Source organism: Marinobacter salexigens (genome assembly GCF_018860765.1).
GTDB lineage: Bacteria > Pseudomonadota > Gammaproteobacteria > Pseudomonadales > Oleiphilaceae > Marinobacter > Marinobacter salexigens_A.
This window is the reverse complement of record NZ_JAHKPV010000019.1, coordinates 593096-612284: the sequence shown is the minus strand read 5'-3', so window position 1 is coordinate 612284 and position 19189 is coordinate 593096. Positions and strand designations below refer to the sequence as shown.

Below are 19189 nucleotides of genomic sequence, written 5' to 3'. Positions count from 1 at the left end.
ATGCACTTTGCTCGTAATGGGCTATGCTTTTGTCAAAATAACCTAAGAGCTTGTCAAAATGATCAGCGATAAAGACCAGAAACTGCTTATGCTGCTGCGGAAAAATGCCAGAATCAGTATTACGGACTTAGCCAAGGTGCTGCACCTGTCGCGCTCAACCGTGCAAAACAGGATAGCTCGGCTGGAAGCTAGCGGTGTAATTGCTGGCTATGCCGTTCAATTGGGCGGAGCTTTTTCGTCCAACCAAGTTGAGGCGCATGTTTCTATAAAGGTTGCCCAGAAGCTGACGGCACGAACAAACTCACTGCTTGAAGGGATTAGCCAGGTTTCACAGCTGTTTTCGGTAAGCGGGGAGTACGATCTTATAGCGATTTTGCAGGCACAGTCTTTGGAAGAGTTAAGTGCTGTATTGGATGAGATTGGTAATCTTGAAGGTGTTGAGCGCACTAACTCGGCAGTGGTGTTGGAAACCCGCTTCCGCCGCTAGGCGCTTTCCCATGTTGTTTTAATGCAAGAGTCTCAGGAACCCAGCATGCCTGCGTAGGCACTGTATAAGAAAGCGGCTGATCCAAGCAAAATAAATCCCCAAGCAGGGAAGATTAGTACAGAGCGGGTCGATTGTCTCATGGTGATCTCCTATGAGTAAGGGAATTCGATACGCTGCAAATTTCACTCTAGACCAATCTTGATGGATGTCACATAAAAATTTTTCAGCCTCTTCTGGTCGCTCGCTGAAAATCGGATGGTTTGGTCAGTGAGGCGGGTGTTTAATACCATTGAGGTCTCAAAAAATATCTCTATTATCGTATAGATACGAAATAGGATGAATCTACATTCCGATGTTGGTCGGGTGCCGACAGCGATAACAACAATAAGGAGTTTTTTATGGCAGTGAATCCCAGCAGGCAGACATCTTTGCACTGTTTATATTACTGGGCAGAGAAAAATCCCGAAAAGGTATACCTGACCCAGCCATACCCTGATGGCTCTGTGGCAGACCTTACTTGGAAACAAGCTGCTGATCAGGTGTCACGGATGGCGGCTCATATCAACAGCCTTGCGCTGCCAGAACGCAGCAAAATAGCCATTTTGGGCAAAAACAGCGCGCACTGGGTGTTGTCGGATCTTGCTATCTGGGCGGCAGGGCATGTCTCTGTGCCGCTTTACCCTACGCTCAATGGTGAAGCGGCTGGTTATATTCTTGAACACAGTCAGGCAAAGCTGCTGTTTTTAGGGAAGCTCGACGGAACCGCGGATGGTTGGAACGATATAAAAGGGCACATTCCTTCAGATCTACCCATTATCTCTTTGCCCATGTCGCCGCGAGATGATACGCCCAAATGGCTGGATATCACTGCCGAGCACGAACCCGCAACGCCGGTACTGCCGGATCCTGATACCTTGGCCACCATTGCTTACACCTCTGGAAGTACCGGTCGCCCCAAAGGGGTAATGCACAGTTTTCGCGCGATGATGGCAGTTGCGGATGGTTTGCAGCAAATGTTCACGGCTTCGTCAGAGGATCGCATGCTGTCTTATCTGCCTTTGGCCCACGTGGCTGAGCGAGCGGCTGTTGAAACCCAATCCCTGTACTTCGGCTTTCATCTGTATTTTGCCAATACACTGGATACCTTCCAGCAGGATTTGCAGCGTGCCCGGCCCACCCTGTTCTTCTCGGTTCCCCGGCTGTGGATGAAATTCTACCTTGGCATAAACGCTAAATTGCCGCCCAAAAAGCAAAAACTGTTATTCAATATTCCGTTGATTCGATCCGTGGTTAAAAAGAAGGTTCTCAAACAGCTGGGGTTGGACCATTGCCGGGCCGCTCTAACAGGGGCTGCGCCGCTGTCTGAAGAGATAATTACCTGGTACCGGGATCTTGGGCTGGAATTGCTGGAGGTTTACGGCATGACGGAAAACTTCGGTTACTCCCACGTTAGCCGACCGGGGCAGACCAGAATCGGCTATATAGGTGTGGCAAACCCTGGGGTGGAGCACCGTATAGGCGATGGTGGAGAGCTGCTGGTGAAGAGCCCTGGCATGATGTTGGGCTACTATCAGGATGACGAGAAAACTCGCGAAGACGTTACCCCCGATGGTTTTCTCAAAACCGGCGACATGGGTGAAATCACCGCCGATGGTTACTTGAAGATTACGGGCAGGGTAAAAGACCTGTTCAAAACGTCGAAGGGTAAATATGTTGTGCCGGTTCCTATTGAAAACCGGTTTAATCATCCATCGGTGGAAGCTGTCTGTGTGGCTGGGGCAAACCAGCCTCAACCCTGCCTGATGCTGCTTCTATCAGAGGAAGTTCGAGATGCGCTTGCAGCAGGAATGAACCGGGAGGAGTTGGAGCAGGAGCTGATAAACGAATTGGATGCGGTGAACGAAGGCTGCGAAGCCCATGAAAAAGTGTCGTTTGTGGTTGTTGTGAAAGAGCCTTGGACCATGGAGAACGGCATGCTGACGCCCACCATGAAAATCAAGCGTAATGTGATTGAGGATGTATACAACCGCAAAATGGATGCTTGGTTTGAGGAGAAAAAGAAGGTGGTGTGGGAATTCTAACGTAACAATGCAAAACGCCGGTGGCTCTGGGATCAGAACCACCGGCGTTTTCAGTTTGACTAGTTGCTTCAGAGCTGCGCTATAAGGTGCAGCTCTTTACGTTAGCCCGACTGGAATCAGTGTCCGCCTTGCATCTGCGTGATATCAGGTGTTACAGCTACAGCCTTCCGATTAAATGACCGTAGCTTACGGCTCATAAATTGAACCGCCATCTTTGCAGCCGCACGTGTGTGCTGGCTTCTCACCGCAGTACTGTTGTGGAGGATACTGGATGGTAGCGGTTGAACGGTTGCTATATGTCTTTGTGCCATAGCGACTTCCTCCTTATCTGGTGAGTTGCTAGTTATCTGTGAATAAAATGGGATTACCCGAATTTACCGTCAATTATAGGGGTATTTTTTTGCAGCGTAAATACGTTAAACTCCGTACTCACGTTGCAAATATGCAGTAGCTATGGATTGGGATTATCTTCGATATATACACGCTCTGGCAATAGGTGGAACGCTCGCTAAAGCCGGAGAGATACTGGGCGTTCATCAAACTACGGTTTTGCGACGGCTAGACCAGATGGAAGAGTCTTTGGGTGTGCAGTTTTTTGAGCGCAACCGAGATGGATTACAGCTAACGCCGGTGGGGGAAACCGCTTTCCGTAATGCGGAAAAACTATCCGTGGAAATGGAAAATCTCGAGCGTAAGCTGGTCGGGCAGGATGCGGCCCCGGTAGGGAGGGTGCGTTTGGCGGCTGAAGACACGATGATGAGTGAACTGCTCGGATCAGTTTTGGCTGAGTTGGTGCGTGAGTATCCGGATATTGAGCTAGAAGTGCTTACCGATAACGACGTCACCAATCTTACGCACAGGGAGGCAGACCTCACCCTGCGCCCTGAGAACAAACCTCAGGCAACACTGGAAGGTGAACGCATAGCGGCGATTGAATCCGCAGTTTATGGCTCTGCCAGTTATTGCCGTCGCCACCGTAATATGGATATTGAAAACCAGCCCGAGGAGTGTCTTTGGATAATTCCAGATGACACCTTTAGTCATCTGGCTACGGGTCGCTGGTATCGCAAGCATTTGAAAAATGCCACCTCCGTTATCCGCTGCAACAGCTTGCATGCCATGCATTCGTTGGCACGATCAGGTGCAGGTCTTGCGGTATTGCCATGTTATTTGGGAGAGGGCACAAAAGAATTGCGCCGCCTGTCAGACCCTCTTGAGGGTGAAAGTGTTGATCTGTGGGTGCATGTAAGCCAAGACACGCATCAGATGGCGAGAGTTCGTATTGTGATGGAGTTTCTAGTTGATCGACTAAAGGCGCAGGCAGCGGCCATTGAGTTTAATCCGATAGCCTGACTACTGGGGCGATGGGCTCGCGCTACAGAATGGCCAGAACTGGTACCAGCGCCAACATTGGAACTCCTGCTCACAGGATTTGAGCTGGTTATCGTAACGGAAGGCGCGAGCCTGAACCCGTGAAGCCAAAGCTGTAACCTCGGGCTTACGCGCAAACGTTTTGCGAGCGTAGCCGCCACGGCCCTCGTGGTACGCAAGATAGAGCTGGCGAGGGTTGTAGAAAGGAATGCCAAGCTGGCGGTTGGTAAGATGGTTGTACCAGCCTACGAAATCCAGAGCGTACTCCATGTCTGTACGCACGGTAAAAATGCCGTCCCCATTGGCTGCAAGGTACTCCCCCCAAGCTGGATCCAGCGCCTGTGCATATCCATAGGCAGTGGTCGGACGAGACCAGGGTATAAAACCCCATAGTAGCGTTCTGGGTGGCCGGGCATGGCTTCGGAACGATGATTCGTAATATACGAATGCCATGTGAGTGGCAATGGGGGTGCCCCAGCGTTCCTGAGACTCTTTTGCGTAGTCGTACCAAACGGTGTGCTCACGAAAAATGTCACACAGATCGTTCGGGTTTACAGGTGGAGCCGGGGCGAGCAAGCTAAAACGCAGAGTGGCCCAGACACCGACAACCAAACCCAGAACCGGAAGCCCAAACCATTTCATGCGGGACTGCCACAGGTTGCCGCGAGTCTGGCGCTTTCTTTTACGTTGACGTGTTGGCCTCCAGAATTTTCCTACCAAACTGTCATCTCCGGGACCCATGGATTACTTGCTCAGGGGAGGCTGCGCGTGTCATAAACGCTGCATCCATCAAACAGGATGATAGTGAAATGAAGCTTAGTACCCTAGTTAAACCTCTTTTAGTCACCGGTCTGTTTTTGGCTGGTCCCACCATGGCTGCACCCAGTGCCCAGCAGGTTCTGTCTGCATCGCCTATCGACGATATTGTTGATCGCTACCCCGCGATGATGAGTGAAGGCATTCGTGAAGGCTTGAAGCGTAGCCAGCAGCTGCCGCCAATGGTTGCTGACACCATAGGGTATGTTGTGAGCAACAGTTTTCGTGCGGCGGATATAGAGCAGCAAATTGTGAACAATCTGGAGCGCGACCTCTCCGGTAAGCAGCTTGAAGCTGTAGAAGGTTGGTATGCGACACCCGTCGCGCGAAAAGTCTCGGCGGCGGAAATTGCAGCTTCAGACCCGGCCGTTTGGCAACAGATGCGAGCCAAGGCTCCGGAACTGAATACTAAGTACAAGGGAACGGGGCGTGCGCAGATGTTCGCGCGGTTCGATCGCGCGGCTCGCGCTACTGAAAGCGCGGTTGATACTACCATTGCCGTGCAACTTGGGCTGGCAACGGCCATGGCTGCTTTTCGCAAAGATTCGGCAAACTACGATGAGCTAAAACAGAAATTCGAGAGCCAGCGCGGCACTATACGAGGTGTTGTTGAGCAGCAGGTGTATGACAGTTATCTGCATACATACGAAAAAATCAGCGATCAAGAAATGAAGTTGTACATCAACTTTCTGGAAAGTGGCTCTGGGTCGGCGTTTACGAAAAGTGTCACTGGAAGCATTCAGCAGGCCATTACCGATCCAATCGAATCCATCGGCAATCAAATGGCGCGCTTCCTCGCCCCACAAAAGTAAGGAATACTCAGATTGTTTTGGTTGGGTGGAGGTTGGCTCCTGATTGATTCAGGAGCCAATCAATACACTAGGCAGCCCTTTAGCCGCGGCTAGTTATTTCTAGCAGGTGATATCCGAACTGGGTCTTTACCGGCCCGAGAACCTTATTGATTTCGCCGCTGAAGACCACTTTATCGAACTCTGGAACCATTTGGCCGGGGCCGAATGAGCCCAGATCGCCACCGTTACGACCAGACGGGCAGGAGGAGTGCTGCTTTGCAACGTCAGCAAAGTCTTTACCGCCTTCGATTTCTTTCTTTAGCTCTTCACACTTTGCTTCACTGTCTACCAAAATGTGGCGTGCGGTTGCTTGAGTCATGGAAATTGTCCTTAAATAAAATGTAGGTGTACCTCAGACAACGAATGCTGCCCGTCCCCATCGCCTGAGGCAAGCCCTTTTTATGGGTGTTTCTCCGGCCTCACAGTTGTCACTGCAAACCTGTACAATGCCCGCTTTCTTTAGCCAGCGCGGCGCTGGCCCTCACATCTATAGGTTTGTTTCTTGATCTCTACTGCCAATATCACCATGCAATTCGGGGCTAAACCCCTGTTTGAAAACGTTTCTGCCAAATTCGGTAACGGCAATCGCTATGGCCTGATCGGGGCTAACGGCTGTGGCAAGTCCACCCTGATGAAAATTCTTGGTGGCGACCTGGAGCCGTCTGCGGGCCAGGTTATGCTGGAGCCGAACGTTCGCTTGGGTAAGCTGCGGCAGGACCAATTTGCCTATGAGACCTGCTCTGTCATGGATACCGTCATCATGGGCCATGAAGAGTTGTGGAACGTAAAAAAAGAGCGTGACCGCATATACTCACTCGCCGAGATGAGTGAAGAAGACGGCATGGCGGTGGCAGATCTAGAGGTACAGTTTGCCGAGATGGACGGCTACACCGCTGAATCTCGCGCAGGTGAACTGCTTTTGGGGCTGGATATTCCTCTCGAGCAGCATGATGGGCCAATGAGCAACCTAGCCCCGGGCTGGAAGTTGCGAGTTCTGCTAGCACAGGCACTGTTTTCGGACCCAGACGTATTGTTACTGGACGAGCCCACCAACCACTTGGATATCAACACCATCCGTTGGTTGGAAAACATTCTGGTGGCCCGCAGCAGCACCATGATCATCATTTCCCACGACCGCCACTTTCTAAACAGCGTGTGCACCCACATGGCTGATCTGGATTACGGCGAGCTAAGGCTGTTCCCGGGTAACTACGATGAGTACATGACTGCAGCCACTCAGGCTCGCGAGCGCATGCTCTCGGACAATGCCAAGAAAAAAGCCCAAATTGCAGAACTTCAGCAGTTTGTTAGCCGCTTCTCAGCCAACGCCTCGAAAGCGAAACAGGCCACTTCCCGTGCCCGCCAAATCGACAAGATCCAGTTGGATGAAGTAAAGCCATCCAGTCGGGTCAGCCCGTTTATCCGGTTTGAGCAGGGCAAAAAGTTGCATCGCCAAGCGGTAACTGTTCGGGATCTGACGAAGGGTTTTGATGGAAATGTGCTGTTCAACAAACTGAACTTGCAGGTTGAAGCCGGTGAACGCGTGGCAGTGATTGGCCCTAACGGTATTGGTAAAACAACGTTACTGCAGTGTTTGGCGGGTGCCTATGAGCCAGATAGCGGTGAGGTTAAATGGACGGATAGCGCGGAAGTTGGCTACTACGCTCAGGATCATACAGACGACTTTGCCGCAGACGATACGCTTTCGGAGTGGATGGCACAGTGGACTACCGGCGGTGAGCAGCTGGTTCGCGGTACTCTTGGGCGTATGTTGTTCTCCGGTGATGACATTGGTAAATCGGTGCGAGTCATTTCTGGTGGTGAGCAGGGGCGTATGCTGTTCGGCAAGCTTATTCTGCAAAAGCCTAATGTGATGCTGCTGGATGAGCCCACCAACCACTTGGATATGGAGTCCATCGAGGCGCTGAATCTGGCACTGGAGAACTATCCCGGTACCTTGATTTTCGTGAGTCACGATCGGGAGTTTGTGTCTTCCTTGGCGACTCGGATTATTGAGGTTACGCCTGATGGGATTACTGACTTTAGCGGGACTTATGATGATTACCTTCGTAGTCAGGGGTATGTTTAAGCCTTACTGATACCTTTGGGGCTGGGCAGGCTGGCAGGGCTGTCCAAAAAACCGCTGTTAATACGTCCTTGTACGCTTGGCTCCGCACATTTTTTGGACAGCCCTGCCAGCCTACCCGACCTGAACTGCACAGTTTGGATCAACCAAAAGAGGAGCTTGAGGTGAACGAAGGAACCGTTATACCAGCAACCCGGAAATGGGTCGAAGACGTTGTTATAGGCTATAACTTATGCCCATTTGCTAAACGCGAACTGGTCAAAGACCGCGTTCGGTTTGTTGTAACAGAGGCCAATAACGAAGACGAACTACTTCAGGCCCTGCAAACCGAACTACTGCGCTTGGACGATGAACCGGAAATCGAAACCACCCTCCTGATACACCCTCAGGCACTGCAGGACTTTCCGGATTACAACGAGTTTCTAGGCGCTGCGGACGGGTTGTTGACCTATCTGGATATGGAAGGCATCTACCAGGTCGCCAGCTTCCACCCGGACTACCAGTTTGCCGACACGGCACCGGATGCTGCTGAGAACTATACCAACCGTTCCCCGTTCCCGATGCTCCACCTGTTGCGGGAAGCGAGTCTGGAGGCGGCGATCGACAACCACCCGGATGTAGATGGAATACCACCGCGAAATATCGAGCTTATGAATAAACTTGGTGCAGAGAAAATGCGAGATATTCTGGCTGGGTGTTTGAAGGCGACAGAGAAAACTGAGAAGCAATTAAAGAACTATTAAAGTTGCTACTCTCAATAAACTCAAGTTGAGGAATACAGGGGAGTAGACCGTAGCACCTATGGGGGCCCTCTCCCAAAAATGTGCGGAGCCATGGATGGCGGAGCCAAGCTTACACGGAAGTACTCGCAGCGTTTTTTGGGAGAGGGCCCCCATAGGTGCTTGCACAGTGTATATGTGATGCAGCCCCGACTTTAGCCAGACAAAAAAGAGGCAACACAGTGGCACGACTGTTCGAGCAAATAGATAGCCAACCCTCCGAAATCGGCGAAATCACACTGCGGCGCCGGCGCATCCCTGCACTGGGCGAGCGAGATATCTACGAAGTAAAACTCGGCGAAGAATTTCTCATGTCCAGCATGTTCGTAGACGCCGAAGTCGCACTCTCAGATCTCGGGCTGAACCAAACCGAAGGCGACAACCTCAGCGTAGTTGTTGGTGGTTTAGGGCTAGGCTACACCGCCGTTGCCGCACTCAAACACCAACGGGTAGAAGAGCTACTGATCGTTGAATACCTCGAACCTGTGATCCGCTGGCACCAGCAAGAATCTGTTCCCCTCGGTAAAGACATCAACGCCGATGCCCGCAGCCGCTACATTCACGGCAGCTTCTTCGACCTTGCCATAGCCGAACCTGAAACGGGAGGTTTTGACCCCCAAATACCCGGCAAAGAATTTGATGCCATTTTGCTTGATATAGATCACTCGCCCCGCGCTCTACTGCACGACTCCAACGCCAGCTTCTACACCACCGAGAACATTAGCCGCATGGCCCGGCAACTCAAACCCCGTGGTATCTTCGCCATGTGGTCCAATGAAGGCGAAGATTCCGTATTCATGGAAGTATTGCGGGAAGTCTTCACTGAAGTGGCTTGCCACGTGGTTAGCTTCTACAACCCGTTCCAGAACAGAGAGTCTTTCAACACCGTATACGTGGCCCGCAAACCGGGCTGAACCAGCCGGCGAATGTAAAGGAGAGCGGTATGCCAGTGATAACACACCGAACTCGCCCCTTCAGCTCAAACCAGCGCCTGCCGAAGCTAGACAGGCCACCGGTATTGCATGCACCGGAGCAGGCGGGAGAGCTGTTGGCGGACTTTATTCACCGCTATCCCAATCTGATGATCCTAACCGGCGCTGGCGTAAGCACAGATTCTGGCATTCCCGATTACCGTGATGGCGAAGGCGCTTGGAAACGTAAGCAACCTGTTCAACACCGGGAATTCATGGACAATTATGAAACCCGCCAGCGGTACTGGGGCCGCAGCTTGATCGGCTGGCCTGTTATCCGCAATGCAAAGCCCAACCCCTCCCACTTCCATATCGCTGAATTGGAATTGCGCAACCATTCCAGTTTGGTGGTCACCCAGAATGTGGATCGCCTGCATCAAAAAGCCGGCACTCAAGGTGTAAGTGATCTGCATGGTCGTGCAGATGAAGTGTTGTGCATGAGTTGTGGTTATAGGTGCCGTCGGGACGACGTTCACGAGCGTTGCGCGGATCTTAATCCGGCTTTCCAGAAGTACAAAGCGGAGACGGCTCCGGATGGGGACGCGGATTTGAACGTGGATTTCTCTAGTTTCAAGCTTGCAGACTGTCCTCAATGCTCAGGAATACTGAAGCCGGACGTCGTCTTCTTCGGGGACTATGTACCCAAGCAAAGAGTAGATTTAGCGCTGGATGCGCTCAAGGCGAGTGATGGCTTGCTGGTGATTGGTTCGTCATTAATGGTTTTCTCGGGCTTTCGTTTTTGCCGGTACGCCAAAGAATTCGGTAAGCCGATTGCGACGTTAAATCTGGGTAGAACGCGTGCGGAAGATCTAGCGGACTTGAAACTGAATGCAAGAATCGGGGAGACCCTAAAGGCCTCCCTCGATCAGCTTTAGGCTTGCTTACGCCCCCACAAGGTTGTAAACGAATACAGTTCCCACAGCCACTGGTGTAATGAAACGCACGGTGACGAGCCAGAGATTAAACATGGGCTTCGAGAGCGCAAGCTCTTCCTCCATGGCCTTGCGGGACATAATCCAACCAGCAAATACCGCAACCAGGAGACCGCCCAAAGGCAACATGATATTTGCAGTAAAGAAGTCCAGAAGATCAAAGATGGTTTTACCCTCAAGCATGCCTATCCATCCCAGAGGTGCAAAGCCTGACCACAGGTTCAGGGACAGAATCGATGCAATACCCAGAGCCCAGCATACAAAGCCTGCACCCAAGGTGCTGGTGATGCGGGTCATACCTTTTTGTTCTTCCAACCACTCAACAATGGGCTCTAGCAGGGAAATGCCGGATGTCCAGGCTGCAAAGATCAACAGTATGAAAAACAAGGTTCCGAACAGGCTACCCATTGGCATTTGACCAAACGCCAGAGGAAGAGTCTGGAAGATTAGGCCCGGGCCAGCACCCGGCTCAAGTCCGTTGGCGAACACAATTGGGAAAATAGCCAAACCAGCCAGCAGAGCCACGCCTGTGTCGATAACGCACACAGCAATAGATGTTTTGGCAATGGAAACGTTTTTGGGCAGGTAAGAGCCGTAGGCCATCATTACCGCCATACCGAGGCTAAGAGTGAAGAATGCATGGCCAAGAGCTACCAGAACGCCTGCGGTAGTGAGTTTGGAGAAGTCCGGTTGAAACAGGAAGGACACAGCCCGGCCGAACTCACCGGTAGTCATGGCATAGCCCACGACTGCGAGCAGCAAAAGGAATAGAGCTGGCATTAGTATGCTGACGGCACGCTCAAGCCCGGCCCGAACGCCCTTTGCCACCACGAGCATGACCAAGGCCATAAACAAGGTGTGCCACATCAACAAGGTAAGTGGGTCTGCCAGCAGGTCAGAGAAAATTGTACCAATAGCATCAGCAGACTGGCCGGTGAATTGCCCTGTGGCTGCGGTCCCCACGTAAGAGACTGCCCAACCACCAATGACCGAGTAGAACGACAGAATCAGGAAGCCAGCGATCACACCGATTGCGCCGACCCACCGCCAGGACGGGTTGAGAGTCTGTTGCTGGGTAATCTGCCTAAGGCTATTAACTGGGCTTCTTCCGCCGCGGCGACCAATCAACACTTCGGCCATCATGATGGGCAAGCCAATGGCGGCGATGCAAAGAAGATAAACCAAGACAAAAGCGCCGCCGCCATTTTCGCCGGTGACGTAGGGGAATTTCCAGATATTACCTAAGCCAACGGCAGAGCCAGTGGCCGCAAGAATAAAAGCAAAACGTGAGGACCAAAGCCCTCGGTTTGCGTTAGAACCTTCCATTGCCCCTGTAATCGGCGCATTTGATTCCGACATAATTGTCTCCTGCTAGATACTTGTTTTTGTTTGGAAGCGCGGGGTCCTGAATGACTCAAGGCCCCGCAAAGCAAATGTCTTTAATTACTCCGCGCTGGCAAGCTGCTCATGTGCTGCGTGAGCTACGCCTGTCCGTTTACGAAAGCGTTCTTCAGCAAGCGTATTAGCAACGGAACCGGTTGGAACACCGCTGCTGTCTGAGCGCGAAAAGATCTCCGCAAGGGTTTGACCAATGCCCTCGACGTGAGCGCGCACTTCTTCAGGAGAGCCTCCTGTACGCTCGTAGAACACATCTATAATGCCGCCAGCATTGATCACAAAATCCGGTGCATAGAGTATGTCTCGGTCTTTCAATGCCTGATCGTGATCCGAGCGTTGCAGGAGGTTGTTAGCCGCACCTGCAATAACCGTGGCTTGCAAGCGGGGGATACTGTCGTCGTTCAGCACAGCACCCATAGCGCAAGGTGCGACTACGTCTACCGGCAGGAACAGAATGTCCTCGCTCGATGCCGCATGGGCGCCAAGCTCATCTATCGCCCGTTGCATGTTCTCCTGATGGATGTCGTACACCCAAAGTTCTGCGCCAGCTTCTCTCAGGTGCCGAGCCAAACGATAGCCCACGTTGCCTACGCCCTGAATGGCAACTTTCAAACCGGTGAGGTCCTCGCGGCCTAGCTTGTGCTTAACCGCCGCTTTGAGGCCAACAAACGTGCCGTAAGCGGTTGTGGGGGAGGGGTCGCCATTGCTAGGTTGGCCATCGAAACCGGTGTGTTCAACAACACCTGCAACATGCTTGGTGTGACGTCCCATCACTTTTAAGTCTGGTACGCTGGTACCGGAATCTTCAGCAGCAATGTACTGACCTCCGAGCCCTTCCAGATGTTTGCCCATCGCTTCCAGCAAAGCTTCGCTTTTTTGCTTGCGCGGGTCACCAATGATGACCGACTTGCCCCCGCCAAGATCAAGATTGGCCAGTGCGGATTTATAGGTCATACCCCGCGATAGGCGGAGCACATCGCGCAGGGCTTCTTCATCGCTGGCATACGGGAACATTCTGCAACCGCCAAGTGCTGGCCCGCGAGAGGTGTTGTGTATGGCAACAATGGCTTTAAGCCCAGTTTCAGGATCGCAGAAAAACGACAGGTGTTCGTGGTTATCGAACTCGGGATGGCTGAATACAGACATGGGGATCACCTCTCTTCCTTGGCCCATGTGGGCGTTATCCTACGGAAATCAAAGGTGTTTGTTTTAACAGACGGGCACAATTGTGCACTGCACAAGGCGCCCTGAAGGCGAGCTGATATAAGCATTTTGAAATCCTCTCCAGTTGGCCGGATCTCGGCGGCACTGGCAATGTTGTTTTTGTCGTCCGGCTTTTGGCCAGCGTTTTGATTTCAGGTGCTCGGGGTTTCCGAAGGGGGTAGCCCTTGTGGGGCCGAGCTAGACGTAAACTAATCGCTGTAACGGTAGAGGTCAATTGTAAAACCTGTTCGCTCCGGTGTTATCGCTGTTTGAATATTAGTTGCATTTGCAAAACTTGTTGGTAGATCAATAACTCACGCATGTGGAAACTACTGATACGCGTGTCGGTAAAATTTCCTTAGCTTGCGTAGATGAAAAATGCGTCATATCCCTATCAGTTCCAGCCCGAAAAGGTTCGTTACGAACTTATTCGGATGCTTCCTATATCCCTGTTCGTGGTCGCATTCGGCGCTGCCTTCGGTCTTGCGGCTGTGCAGCAGGGGCTAGGGCCTCTCGAATCGTTGTTGATGAGCACTCTGGTATTTGCAGGTGCGTCGCAGTTTGCTGCAATTGACATGTGGGGAGCTGAAGTATCTGTTATCCCCGTTATGGTCGTAGTGTTTGCCATCAACTCCCGTCACCTTCTGATGGGCGCCTCTTTGTACCCCATGCTCAAGGACGTTTCGCCCGCAAAACGTTATGGCCTTCTGTTACTGCTCACTGATGCTAATTGGGCGGTGTCTGCTCAGGAATACCAAAGCGGTAGGCGTAATCTTGAAGTCATTCTTGGTGGGGGGCTTGTGCTGTGGCTGGCATGGATTGTTGGTACTTGGCTCGGGGTGTATTTCGGTGGCTTTTTACAAAATCCGAAAAGTCTCGGGATGGATATGGTACTAGGCTGCTTCCTGCTGGCGATGGCGCTAGGCGGCAAGAAAAACCCTCGCGTATTGGTTGCTTGGGCACTTGCTGCACTGGCTTCTTTGGCAGCTTGGAAGTGGTTGCCAGCAAATACCCATGTGGTTGCCGGAGCCCTTGCTGGCGGCGTGGTTGGCTTTTTCTGGCTTGAGAAGAAGCCGGATGACGAGCCTGTTAAGGAGGCGTCAGCATGACCATCGAAACCACATCAACGGGCATTTTGTTGCTGATACTGATCATGACGCTGGTAACTTTGGTAACCCGTTTCGGGGGCGTGTTTATCATGTCCTTTGTGCGCATAAGCCCTCGTATAGAGAGCTTTATCAATACCATGGCCAGCTCCGTACTTATCGCCATTATCGTACCCATGGCTTTTGGCGGTGATGCTGGTGCGCTTGCGGCTCTTTTGGTTACTGCGGTTGTTATGCTTGTGCTTAAAAAGCCGCTGCCAGCGATTGCTGCGGGTATTCTTGCGGCTGCTCTTGTTCGCTATGTGTTTTAGGTGACGTTACGGTAGTTTGCGAAGCTATAGCTCGCATAGAAAATGCTCAAGTTCACGTTACCTTAGCCGATAGGTTGGGTAGGTATATGCGGAACTTTGAGGTAAGCCCACGCCATGATTATATCCAGTCAGATCTCTTTTCTTCAGGGAAGCTCCCGTCAGGAAACTGCCTTTAATCAAAGCCAACTCCGGATTAATCAGCAGCCGCTATCTGGCGATCGCTCGGAAGGTCCGGCTGCAGGTAACCAATTAAATATATCCCGCGATGCGACGTACCGCTACAACAGCCAAGAGCGGATGGGATACACCAGTTCCAGCACAGTTAGCGGTGCTGATCGTAACGCAGTGTTTACCAGCGCGGAGCTGGCAGAGAAAACCACAGAGCTGTTTTTTCGGGGGCAGCAGGCTATCAGCGTAGGCCGCGCAGCTCTGGGTGGAGAGTCCGGCACTCAAGCAAAAGGCAGTATGTCTGTAGAGGCAAGCCGTTACATGTTCTACTCGGAGAGTGAAACTCGGTCGTTTGCCGCTACCGGCAGTATTTCTCTGGAGAATGGTGAGACGGTCGATTTCACTCTGTCTCTGCGTCAATCACAATCCAGAAACTATGAATACTCCGAAAGCTTGCGCATTGAAGAGCGCCCAATGACCGATCCGCTGGTTATCAATTTCGGTAGTGCTACCGCTCAGCTTACTGATACTTTGTTCGAATTCGATCTTGAAGGGAATGGAGAAACCGGAAAGTTCGCTACTCTGGGTAGTGGTAGTGGCTATCTGGTTTTTGATCGCAACAATAACGGTCAGGTGGATGATGGCACGGAACTGTTCGGCCCTCAAAGTGGTTCCGGCTTTGGTGAGCTGGCCAAATTTGATGACGATGGCAACCAATGGATCGATGCCAACGACGAAGTGTTTTCATCCCTCTCAGTGTGGGTGCAAACAGCCGATGGCTCGCAAGCGTTGAAGACTCTGGAAGAGGTTGGAGTGCAGGCCCTATACGTGGGCAGTGCTGAAGACAATTTTACGCTTACCAACAGCCAAGGCATTCCTCTGGGAGAAATCAAGGCTTCCGGTATCTATCTGACAGCAGACGGTGAAGTTCGCACTCTCGAAGAAATCAATTTGGCGGAGCAAAGTAAGGAAAAAGCGCCTGCGACGACGCAGGTGATTAGAGGCAATGGCCCGGAAGGGACTCAAGAAGTAGGAGGTTTTGAAGGTGCCCGCATCGAGGCCATTCGTGGCGCCCTTGAAAAACTCAATGAAATCCGGGAAAAACAAAAGACGTTTATTGAAGAAACCAAGGATCTTGGAAAGTCGGAATCGCCTCTGGATGAATATATGAGCGCCATCGACAGGTTGCGATTGGAGTTGTTGAACAATCAGAGCGAGAAAAAGCAGGCGGCTAGTCGATATCAAGAGTTTGCTAAGGGCTGACTCGAATACTGCCGTTTGAGGGTCATTGGGGCACTATAGTGTTCGGCTCGAAAGCTGGTAATTGAAGGCTTTTTCTGGAGGGGTGAGTCTGGACAACTGCTAAGCTCCCGGCTAACATCTCGGCGTTGGAAATGGACCCACTAAAAAAGACTTAAGGAACAAGTCTATGCCCGAAATCTTCTTTGCCCGTAATCTTGTTGCCCCTAAAGACCTATTTGGCGCCGATGCTGACTCGCTTAAAGCTTTCCTGCGAACCAACGGTCTCAACGAAAGGGAACTGATACAGCCGGGCCGTGCCTATTCGTTCGAACCTTCAGGTACTTTTGCTCTTGCGGCCCTACGTAGATTGAATTCTTTGCCATCCTCGGAGCGCATGTGTCTCGCGAAAAGTGCGGATGTGATGGGTGACGAGGCCCGTATCTTAAGAACTTTCTTCGAGACTTATTTGTCACCCCAGAAATTGAGTGAAATAAATAGCCTTGTGGGTGCTGGCGCAACAGCCGCCTTTGCTCGTTTAAATGGTTTTCAGCAGGCTTTAGTAAATTATCAAAAAGCAGTATTGGATGTAGCCAAGCTTAAAAAAGACGGTGGGTCGGGTATCGGTGCACAGCGCGCGCAGAGTGAGGCCAAACTGCGCGTTGCATATACGGAACTTAAAGAGCATTACCGGGTAGAGCTCAACAAGATTGCACCTGAAGCCTATCGCAATAAGAATCGTGGCAATGCCCTGAGCAATCCTGAACGCGCCATTACGCTGGCGTCGCGCAGCACAGCCGCAAAGCCAGATCCTCGCTTGTTTGTGGCCGATGCCAATGATGCTGGAAGCATGGGGCAGTTCAGTAGAGTGCTTAACAATACCGGACGTATAGCTGTGGCAGTGGATGCTGGCCTCCGTGTGAATAAGGTTTATACCATTCATGATGGGGGTGGGGACTGGATGAGGGAGTCTGCTGTTCAGATGGTGGGGTTTGGTGCTGGGGGCGCAGTTGGCGGCCTCACAGGAAAAGCTGTTGTGGGCGGGGGAACCATGCTTGCTGCTAAGGCAGGTTTCCTTGTTGCTGGGCCGCTGGGCTGGGCTGCTCTCGGTGTCATTGTGGGTGCGGGCGTGTTAGCGGGTCTTTTGGTGGGGAGTTATGCCGATAAGGAAGGACAAGGTTTGGCTGCAAGTATTTGGGATCGGTAGGAATGTTTGAAAGTGCAGCTCATGCTTGGTACCAAATATCGTTCTGCGTTCTTGGTGGTGTTACTTTTTTGTCTTGGCTTTGCTTCGCCCGTTTATCAATGGCTCGCATTGAGCGGGAAATGAGTAGGGATGGCCTCCCTCGTTCCTCGGCCTGGGATGGGGTGGGCTTGAGGGCACTTTGGTATGTATATGCCATCGCACTGCCGGTTGGGCGCTGGAATCGTACGGATGATCCAATGATTGATGTGCCAACCGTCAGGCGCTATGCAACACCATTTGACAGACTGTTAGGAACCATATTATTCATCTCAGGGAACGGGTGGGTCATTTTGATAGTTGTTGGTGGAATGTGGCTGGATCTTGGGTGGGCTTGAGCTAAATTGAGCCCATGCGAATAAGTCAGTTGGCGTTAGGAGTTTGCCAAGTCTTGACAGCCCCATTACTTTTTTCGCTTGTGATTAAATGTGTTGGCGTTACTCGGAAAGGTTATAGCTGGGTTTACCTTCTTCAATGCGGCGTATAGAGCTTTACGAGAAAAAGGGTAGTTCTGGGATATCTGTAGCCTTTCCCCACTTTTTAGGTGCACGTTTATGTTGGTCATGTAGCCGGAGCCAATGTTCAATTTGTGCTCGATGGCTTGAATATCTTGAGGGTTGACGCTGAAGCACCACTCCTCATAGAAAGGATGGTGGCTATAGAACTCGGTTTCGGTCACATAAATTTCGAACTTGTCCTTTCTTTTCAGTAGCCACACTAGAATTATGGCTAAGACTAACGCAACAGCAATCGCCCCCTTCTCAACCAAGCCATAAAGCTGTTGGAAGTCAGGTTGGTCTTTAAACAAGCTTTGAAAAAGATAGAGAATAACGGGGATGGCCAATATGTTGAGTGCTACAGTCACGGCTTGCCGCGTTTGAGTCTTTTTGTAGTGAAATAGCATAGTCCCGCCTGTTTTGGGCTTAGAAGTAACAGTATAGAATAGTTTTAGTTATTGCCTTCAACTCCCGTTGTCTGCCGAAACGGAAGCATCGTTTTCGCGTCCTCGTAATAACCCATAACTTGCTCCGCCTCCTCGTGCGTGAAAGCTTCAATTGCATCGTGGAACCCTGGATGGGCAATGCCGTGCCATGAATGCGTAATTAAGGGTTCGAAGCCGCGGACCAATTTGTGCTCTCCTTGCGCGCCTGCGTCGAAGGTTTGTAGTCTCAGCTTGATGGCCAGTTCAATGCCTTGGTAATAGCAGGTTTCGAAGTGCAGATGGTTATATTCTTCAAGGCAGCCCCAATAGCGGCCATAGAGGGTGTTCCCTCCGCTGAGGAATAGGGCTCCTGCAATCATTTCGCCGTTTTTTACAGCCATGATTATATGCAGGTGCTCAGGCATTTTTTCTTGTATCTTTTCAAAGAACTGTTGGCTTAGATAAGGCCGCTGCCCGCGCTTGAGGTAAGTAGCTTGGTAGAACACATAAAAAGCCGCAAGAACGTGATTGGGAGTACTGACACCATCGAACTGGACGAAGGTAATGCCTTGTTCGGCCACCTGACGGCGCTCTTTGCGTATGGACTTGCGCTTGCGGGAGGTGAGCTCACCCAGAAAATCATCGAAGCACTCGTAGCTGCGATTGTGCCAGTGGAACTGGCAGCCGATTCGGTGCAGTTGCCCCTCCTGTTGAAGTAATTTTTGGTCGTCTGCGTTGGGGAACAAAAGGTGCCAGGAGTGAGCGCCGATGCGAGTGATAAGCGTGTTTAGAAGGTCATGGACGGCTTGGGAGTCGAGTGTATCTCGTAGTGTTGGGTCGAGTAGCAATCTTGGCCCCTGCGAGGGCGTAAAAGGCACCGCTATCAGGAGCTTTGGGTAATAGTCCATGCCATAGCGTCGATAGGCGTCAGCCCATGCCCAGTCAAACACATACTCGCCCATAGAATGGGATTTGAGATACGCAGGCGCGATCCCCGCAATCTCACCGTCCAAGCGGAATAACAGGTGGCAGGGCTTCCAGCCGGTTTCCTCGCTGGTGCAGCGGGTGGTTTCCAGCGCTTCGAAAAAATCGTATCGCAGAAAGGGGTTATCGGTGCCTGCCAACCGCTCCCACACCTTTCGGGGAATAGTGGAAAGAGAGTGGCAGGCCTCAAGTGTTATGTTTCTGACTGCGGATTCTGACATGTTCGGGGTGCGCTCCTTAA

The 19189-nt window shown here is 51.6% G+C and carries 18 protein-coding genes; 12 read left to right on the top strand and 6 right to left on the bottom strand.

Annotated elements, in window-relative coordinates; genetic code table 11:
• The first annotated feature begins 58 nt into the window (after positions 1-58).
• The 3 genes from KO508_RS13345 to KO508_RS13335 all read left to right on the top strand — a co-directional run bounded on the left by KO508_RS13345 (position 59) and on the right by KO508_RS13335 (position 3921).
• Positions 59-487, top strand: coding sequence for an Lrp/AsnC family transcriptional regulator (locus KO508_RS13345; protein ID WP_216008787.1), 429 nt, complete (start codon positions 59-61; stop codon positions 485-487).
• A gap of 398 nt (positions 488-885) precedes the next feature.
• The gene (locus KO508_RS13340) at positions 886-2568 is read left to right on the top strand and encodes an AMP-binding protein (RefSeq protein ID WP_216008786.1); all 1683 of its coding nucleotides are present in this window, start codon (positions 886-888) and stop codon (positions 2566-2568) included.
• A 453-nt stretch (positions 2569-3021) separates the two neighbouring features.
• Complete coding sequence (locus KO508_RS13335) at positions 3022-3921, top strand: LysR family transcriptional regulator (RefSeq protein ID WP_216008785.1); 900 nt, start codon at positions 3022-3024, stop codon at positions 3919-3921.
• Here KO508_RS13335 and KO508_RS13330 read toward each other — a convergent pair whose 3' ends face one another.
• The gene (locus tag KO508_RS13330; RefSeq protein ID WP_216008784.1) at positions 3922-4581 is read right to left on the bottom strand and encodes a lysozyme-like domain containing protein; all 660 of its coding nucleotides are present in this window, start codon (positions 4579-4581) and stop codon (positions 3922-3924) included. It abuts the gene before it with no gap.
• A gap of 167 nt (positions 4582-4748) precedes the next feature.
• Here KO508_RS13330 and KO508_RS13325 point away from each other — a divergent pair, with 167 nt between their 5' ends.
• Positions 4749-5567: a DUF2059 domain-containing protein gene (locus KO508_RS13325; protein WP_216008783.1), complete on the top strand. Its 819-nt coding sequence runs from the start codon at positions 4749-4751 to the stop codon at positions 5565-5567.
• Positions 5568-5646: 79 nt separating this feature from the next.
• Here KO508_RS13325 and KO508_RS13320 read toward each other — a convergent pair whose 3' ends face one another.
• On the bottom strand, positions 5647-5925 hold the full coding sequence (locus tag KO508_RS13320; RefSeq protein ID WP_252738098.1) for a peptidylprolyl isomerase: 279 nt from the start codon (positions 5923-5925) through the stop codon (positions 5647-5649).
• A 183-nt stretch (positions 5926-6108) separates the two neighbouring features.
• On the opposite strand from KO508_RS13320, the gene KO508_RS13315 reads away from it, so the two are divergent.
• The 4 genes from KO508_RS13315 (at position 6109) to KO508_RS13300 (ending at position 10317) form a co-directional block, all read left to right on the top strand.
• Entirely contained in the window at positions 6109-7695 is a 1587-nt protein-coding gene (locus tag KO508_RS13315) for an ABC-F family ATPase (RefSeq protein ID WP_216008782.1), read from the top strand.
• A gap of 161 nt (positions 7696-7856) precedes the next feature.
• Complete coding sequence (locus KO508_RS13310; RefSeq protein WP_216008781.1) at positions 7857-8435, top strand: DUF1415 domain-containing protein; 579 nt, start codon at positions 7857-7859, stop codon at positions 8433-8435.
• Between the two features lie 218 nt (positions 8436-8653).
• Positions 8654-9385, top strand: coding sequence for a spermidine synthase (locus tag KO508_RS13305; RefSeq protein WP_216008780.1), 732 nt, complete (start codon positions 8654-8656; stop codon positions 9383-9385).
• Positions 9386-9414: 29 nt separating this feature from the next.
• Positions 9415-10317 (top strand): NAD-dependent protein deacetylase, encoded by a 903-nt coding sequence (locus KO508_RS13300; protein WP_216008779.1) that lies wholly within the window; start codon positions 9415-9417, stop codon positions 10315-10317.
• 6 nt (positions 10318-10323) lie between these two features.
• Here KO508_RS13300 and KO508_RS13295 read toward each other — a convergent pair whose 3' ends face one another.
• A complete protein-coding gene (locus KO508_RS13295; protein ID WP_216008778.1) occupies positions 10324-11733 on the bottom strand; it encodes a sodium-dependent transporter in 1410 nt (469 codons plus the stop codon).
• 84 nt (positions 11734-11817) lie between these two features.
• Positions 11818-12918: a Leu/Phe/Val dehydrogenase gene (locus KO508_RS13290; RefSeq protein WP_216008870.1), complete on the bottom strand. Its 1101-nt coding sequence runs from the start codon at positions 12916-12918 to the stop codon at positions 11818-11820.
• Positions 12919-13346: 428 nt separating this feature from the next.
• Here KO508_RS13290 and KO508_RS13285 point away from each other — a divergent pair, with 428 nt between their 5' ends.
• The 4 genes from KO508_RS13285 (at position 13347) to KO508_RS13270 (ending at position 17006) form a co-directional block, all read left to right on the top strand.
• A complete protein-coding gene (locus KO508_RS13285; RefSeq protein ID WP_216008777.1) occupies positions 13347-14084 on the top strand; it encodes an AzlC family ABC transporter permease in 738 nt (245 codons plus the stop codon).
• Entirely contained in the window at positions 14081-14392 is a 312-nt protein-coding gene (locus KO508_RS13280; RefSeq protein ID WP_216008776.1) for an AzlD family protein, read from the top strand. The genes KO508_RS13285 and KO508_RS13280 overlap by 4 nt, the downstream gene beginning before the upstream one ends.
• A gap of 114 nt (positions 14393-14506) precedes the next feature.
• A complete protein-coding gene (locus KO508_RS13275) occupies positions 14507-15823 on the top strand; it encodes a hypothetical protein (protein WP_216008775.1) in 1317 nt (438 codons plus the stop codon).
• A gap of 166 nt (positions 15824-15989) precedes the next feature.
• On the top strand, positions 15990-17006 hold the full coding sequence (locus KO508_RS13270; protein ID WP_216008774.1) for a hypothetical protein: 1017 nt from the start codon (positions 15990-15992) through the stop codon (positions 17004-17006).
• A gap of 439 nt (positions 17007-17445) precedes the next feature.
• Here the strand turns inward: KO508_RS13270 and KO508_RS13265 are convergent, their stop codons facing one another.
• Together KO508_RS13265 and KO508_RS13260 are read right to left on the bottom strand one after the other, a co-directional pair.
• Positions 17446-17946: a hypothetical protein gene (locus tag KO508_RS13265; RefSeq protein WP_216008773.1), complete on the bottom strand. Its 501-nt coding sequence runs from the start codon at positions 17944-17946 to the stop codon at positions 17446-17448.
• A 44-nt stretch (positions 17947-17990) separates the two neighbouring features.
• Positions 17991-19169: a GNAT family N-acetyltransferase gene (locus KO508_RS13260; protein ID WP_216008772.1), complete on the bottom strand. Its 1179-nt coding sequence runs from the start codon at positions 19167-19169 to the stop codon at positions 17991-17993.
• Positions 19170-19189 lie beyond the last annotated feature (20 nt).

Coding starts and splice junctions, on each gene's coding strand:
- KO508_RS13345 (WP_216008787.1), top strand. CDS start 59: ATGATCAGCGATAAAGACCAGAAACTGCTTATGCTGCTGCGGAAAAAT.
- KO508_RS13340 (WP_216008786.1), top strand. CDS start 886: ATGGCAGTGAATCCCAGCAGGCAGACATCTTTGCACTGTTTATATTAC.
- KO508_RS13335 (WP_216008785.1), top strand. CDS start 3,022: ATGGATTGGGATTATCTTCGATATATACACGCTCTGGCAATAGGTGGA.
- KO508_RS13330 (WP_216008784.1), bottom strand. CDS start 4,581: ATGAAATGGTTTGGGCTTCCGGTTCTGGGTTTGGTTGTCGGTGTCTGG.
- KO508_RS13325 (WP_216008783.1), top strand. CDS start 4,749: ATGAAGCTTAGTACCCTAGTTAAACCTCTTTTAGTCACCGGTCTGTTT.
- KO508_RS13320 (WP_252738098.1), bottom strand. CDS start 5,925: ATGACTCAAGCAACCGCACGCCACATTTTGGTAGACAGTGAAGCAAAG.
- KO508_RS13300 (WP_216008779.1), top strand. CDS start 9,415: ATGCCAGTGATAACACACCGAACTCGCCCCTTCAGCTCAAACCAGCGC.
- KO508_RS13295 (WP_216008778.1), bottom strand. CDS start 11,733: ATGTCGGAATCAAATGCGCCGATTACAGGGGCAATGGAAGGTTCTAAC.
- KO508_RS13290 (WP_216008870.1), bottom strand. CDS start 12,918: ATGTCTGTATTCAGCCATCCCGAGTTCGATAACCACGAACACCTGTCG.
- KO508_RS13285 (WP_216008777.1), top strand. CDS start 13,347: ATGAAAAATGCGTCATATCCCTATCAGTTCCAGCCCGAAAAGGTTCGT.
- KO508_RS13280 (WP_216008776.1), top strand. CDS start 14,081: ATGACCATCGAAACCACATCAACGGGCATTTTGTTGCTGATACTGATC.
- KO508_RS13275 (WP_216008775.1), top strand. CDS start 14,507: ATGATTATATCCAGTCAGATCTCTTTTCTTCAGGGAAGCTCCCGTCAG.
- KO508_RS13270 (WP_216008774.1), top strand. CDS start 15,990: ATGCCCGAAATCTTCTTTGCCCGTAATCTTGTTGCCCCTAAAGACCTA.
- KO508_RS13265 (WP_216008773.1), bottom strand. CDS start 17,946: ATGCTATTTCACTACAAAAAGACTCAAACGCGGCAAGCCGTGACTGTA.
- KO508_RS13260 (WP_216008772.1), bottom strand. CDS start 19,169: ATGTCAGAATCCGCAGTCAGAAACATAACACTTGAGGCCTGCCACTCT.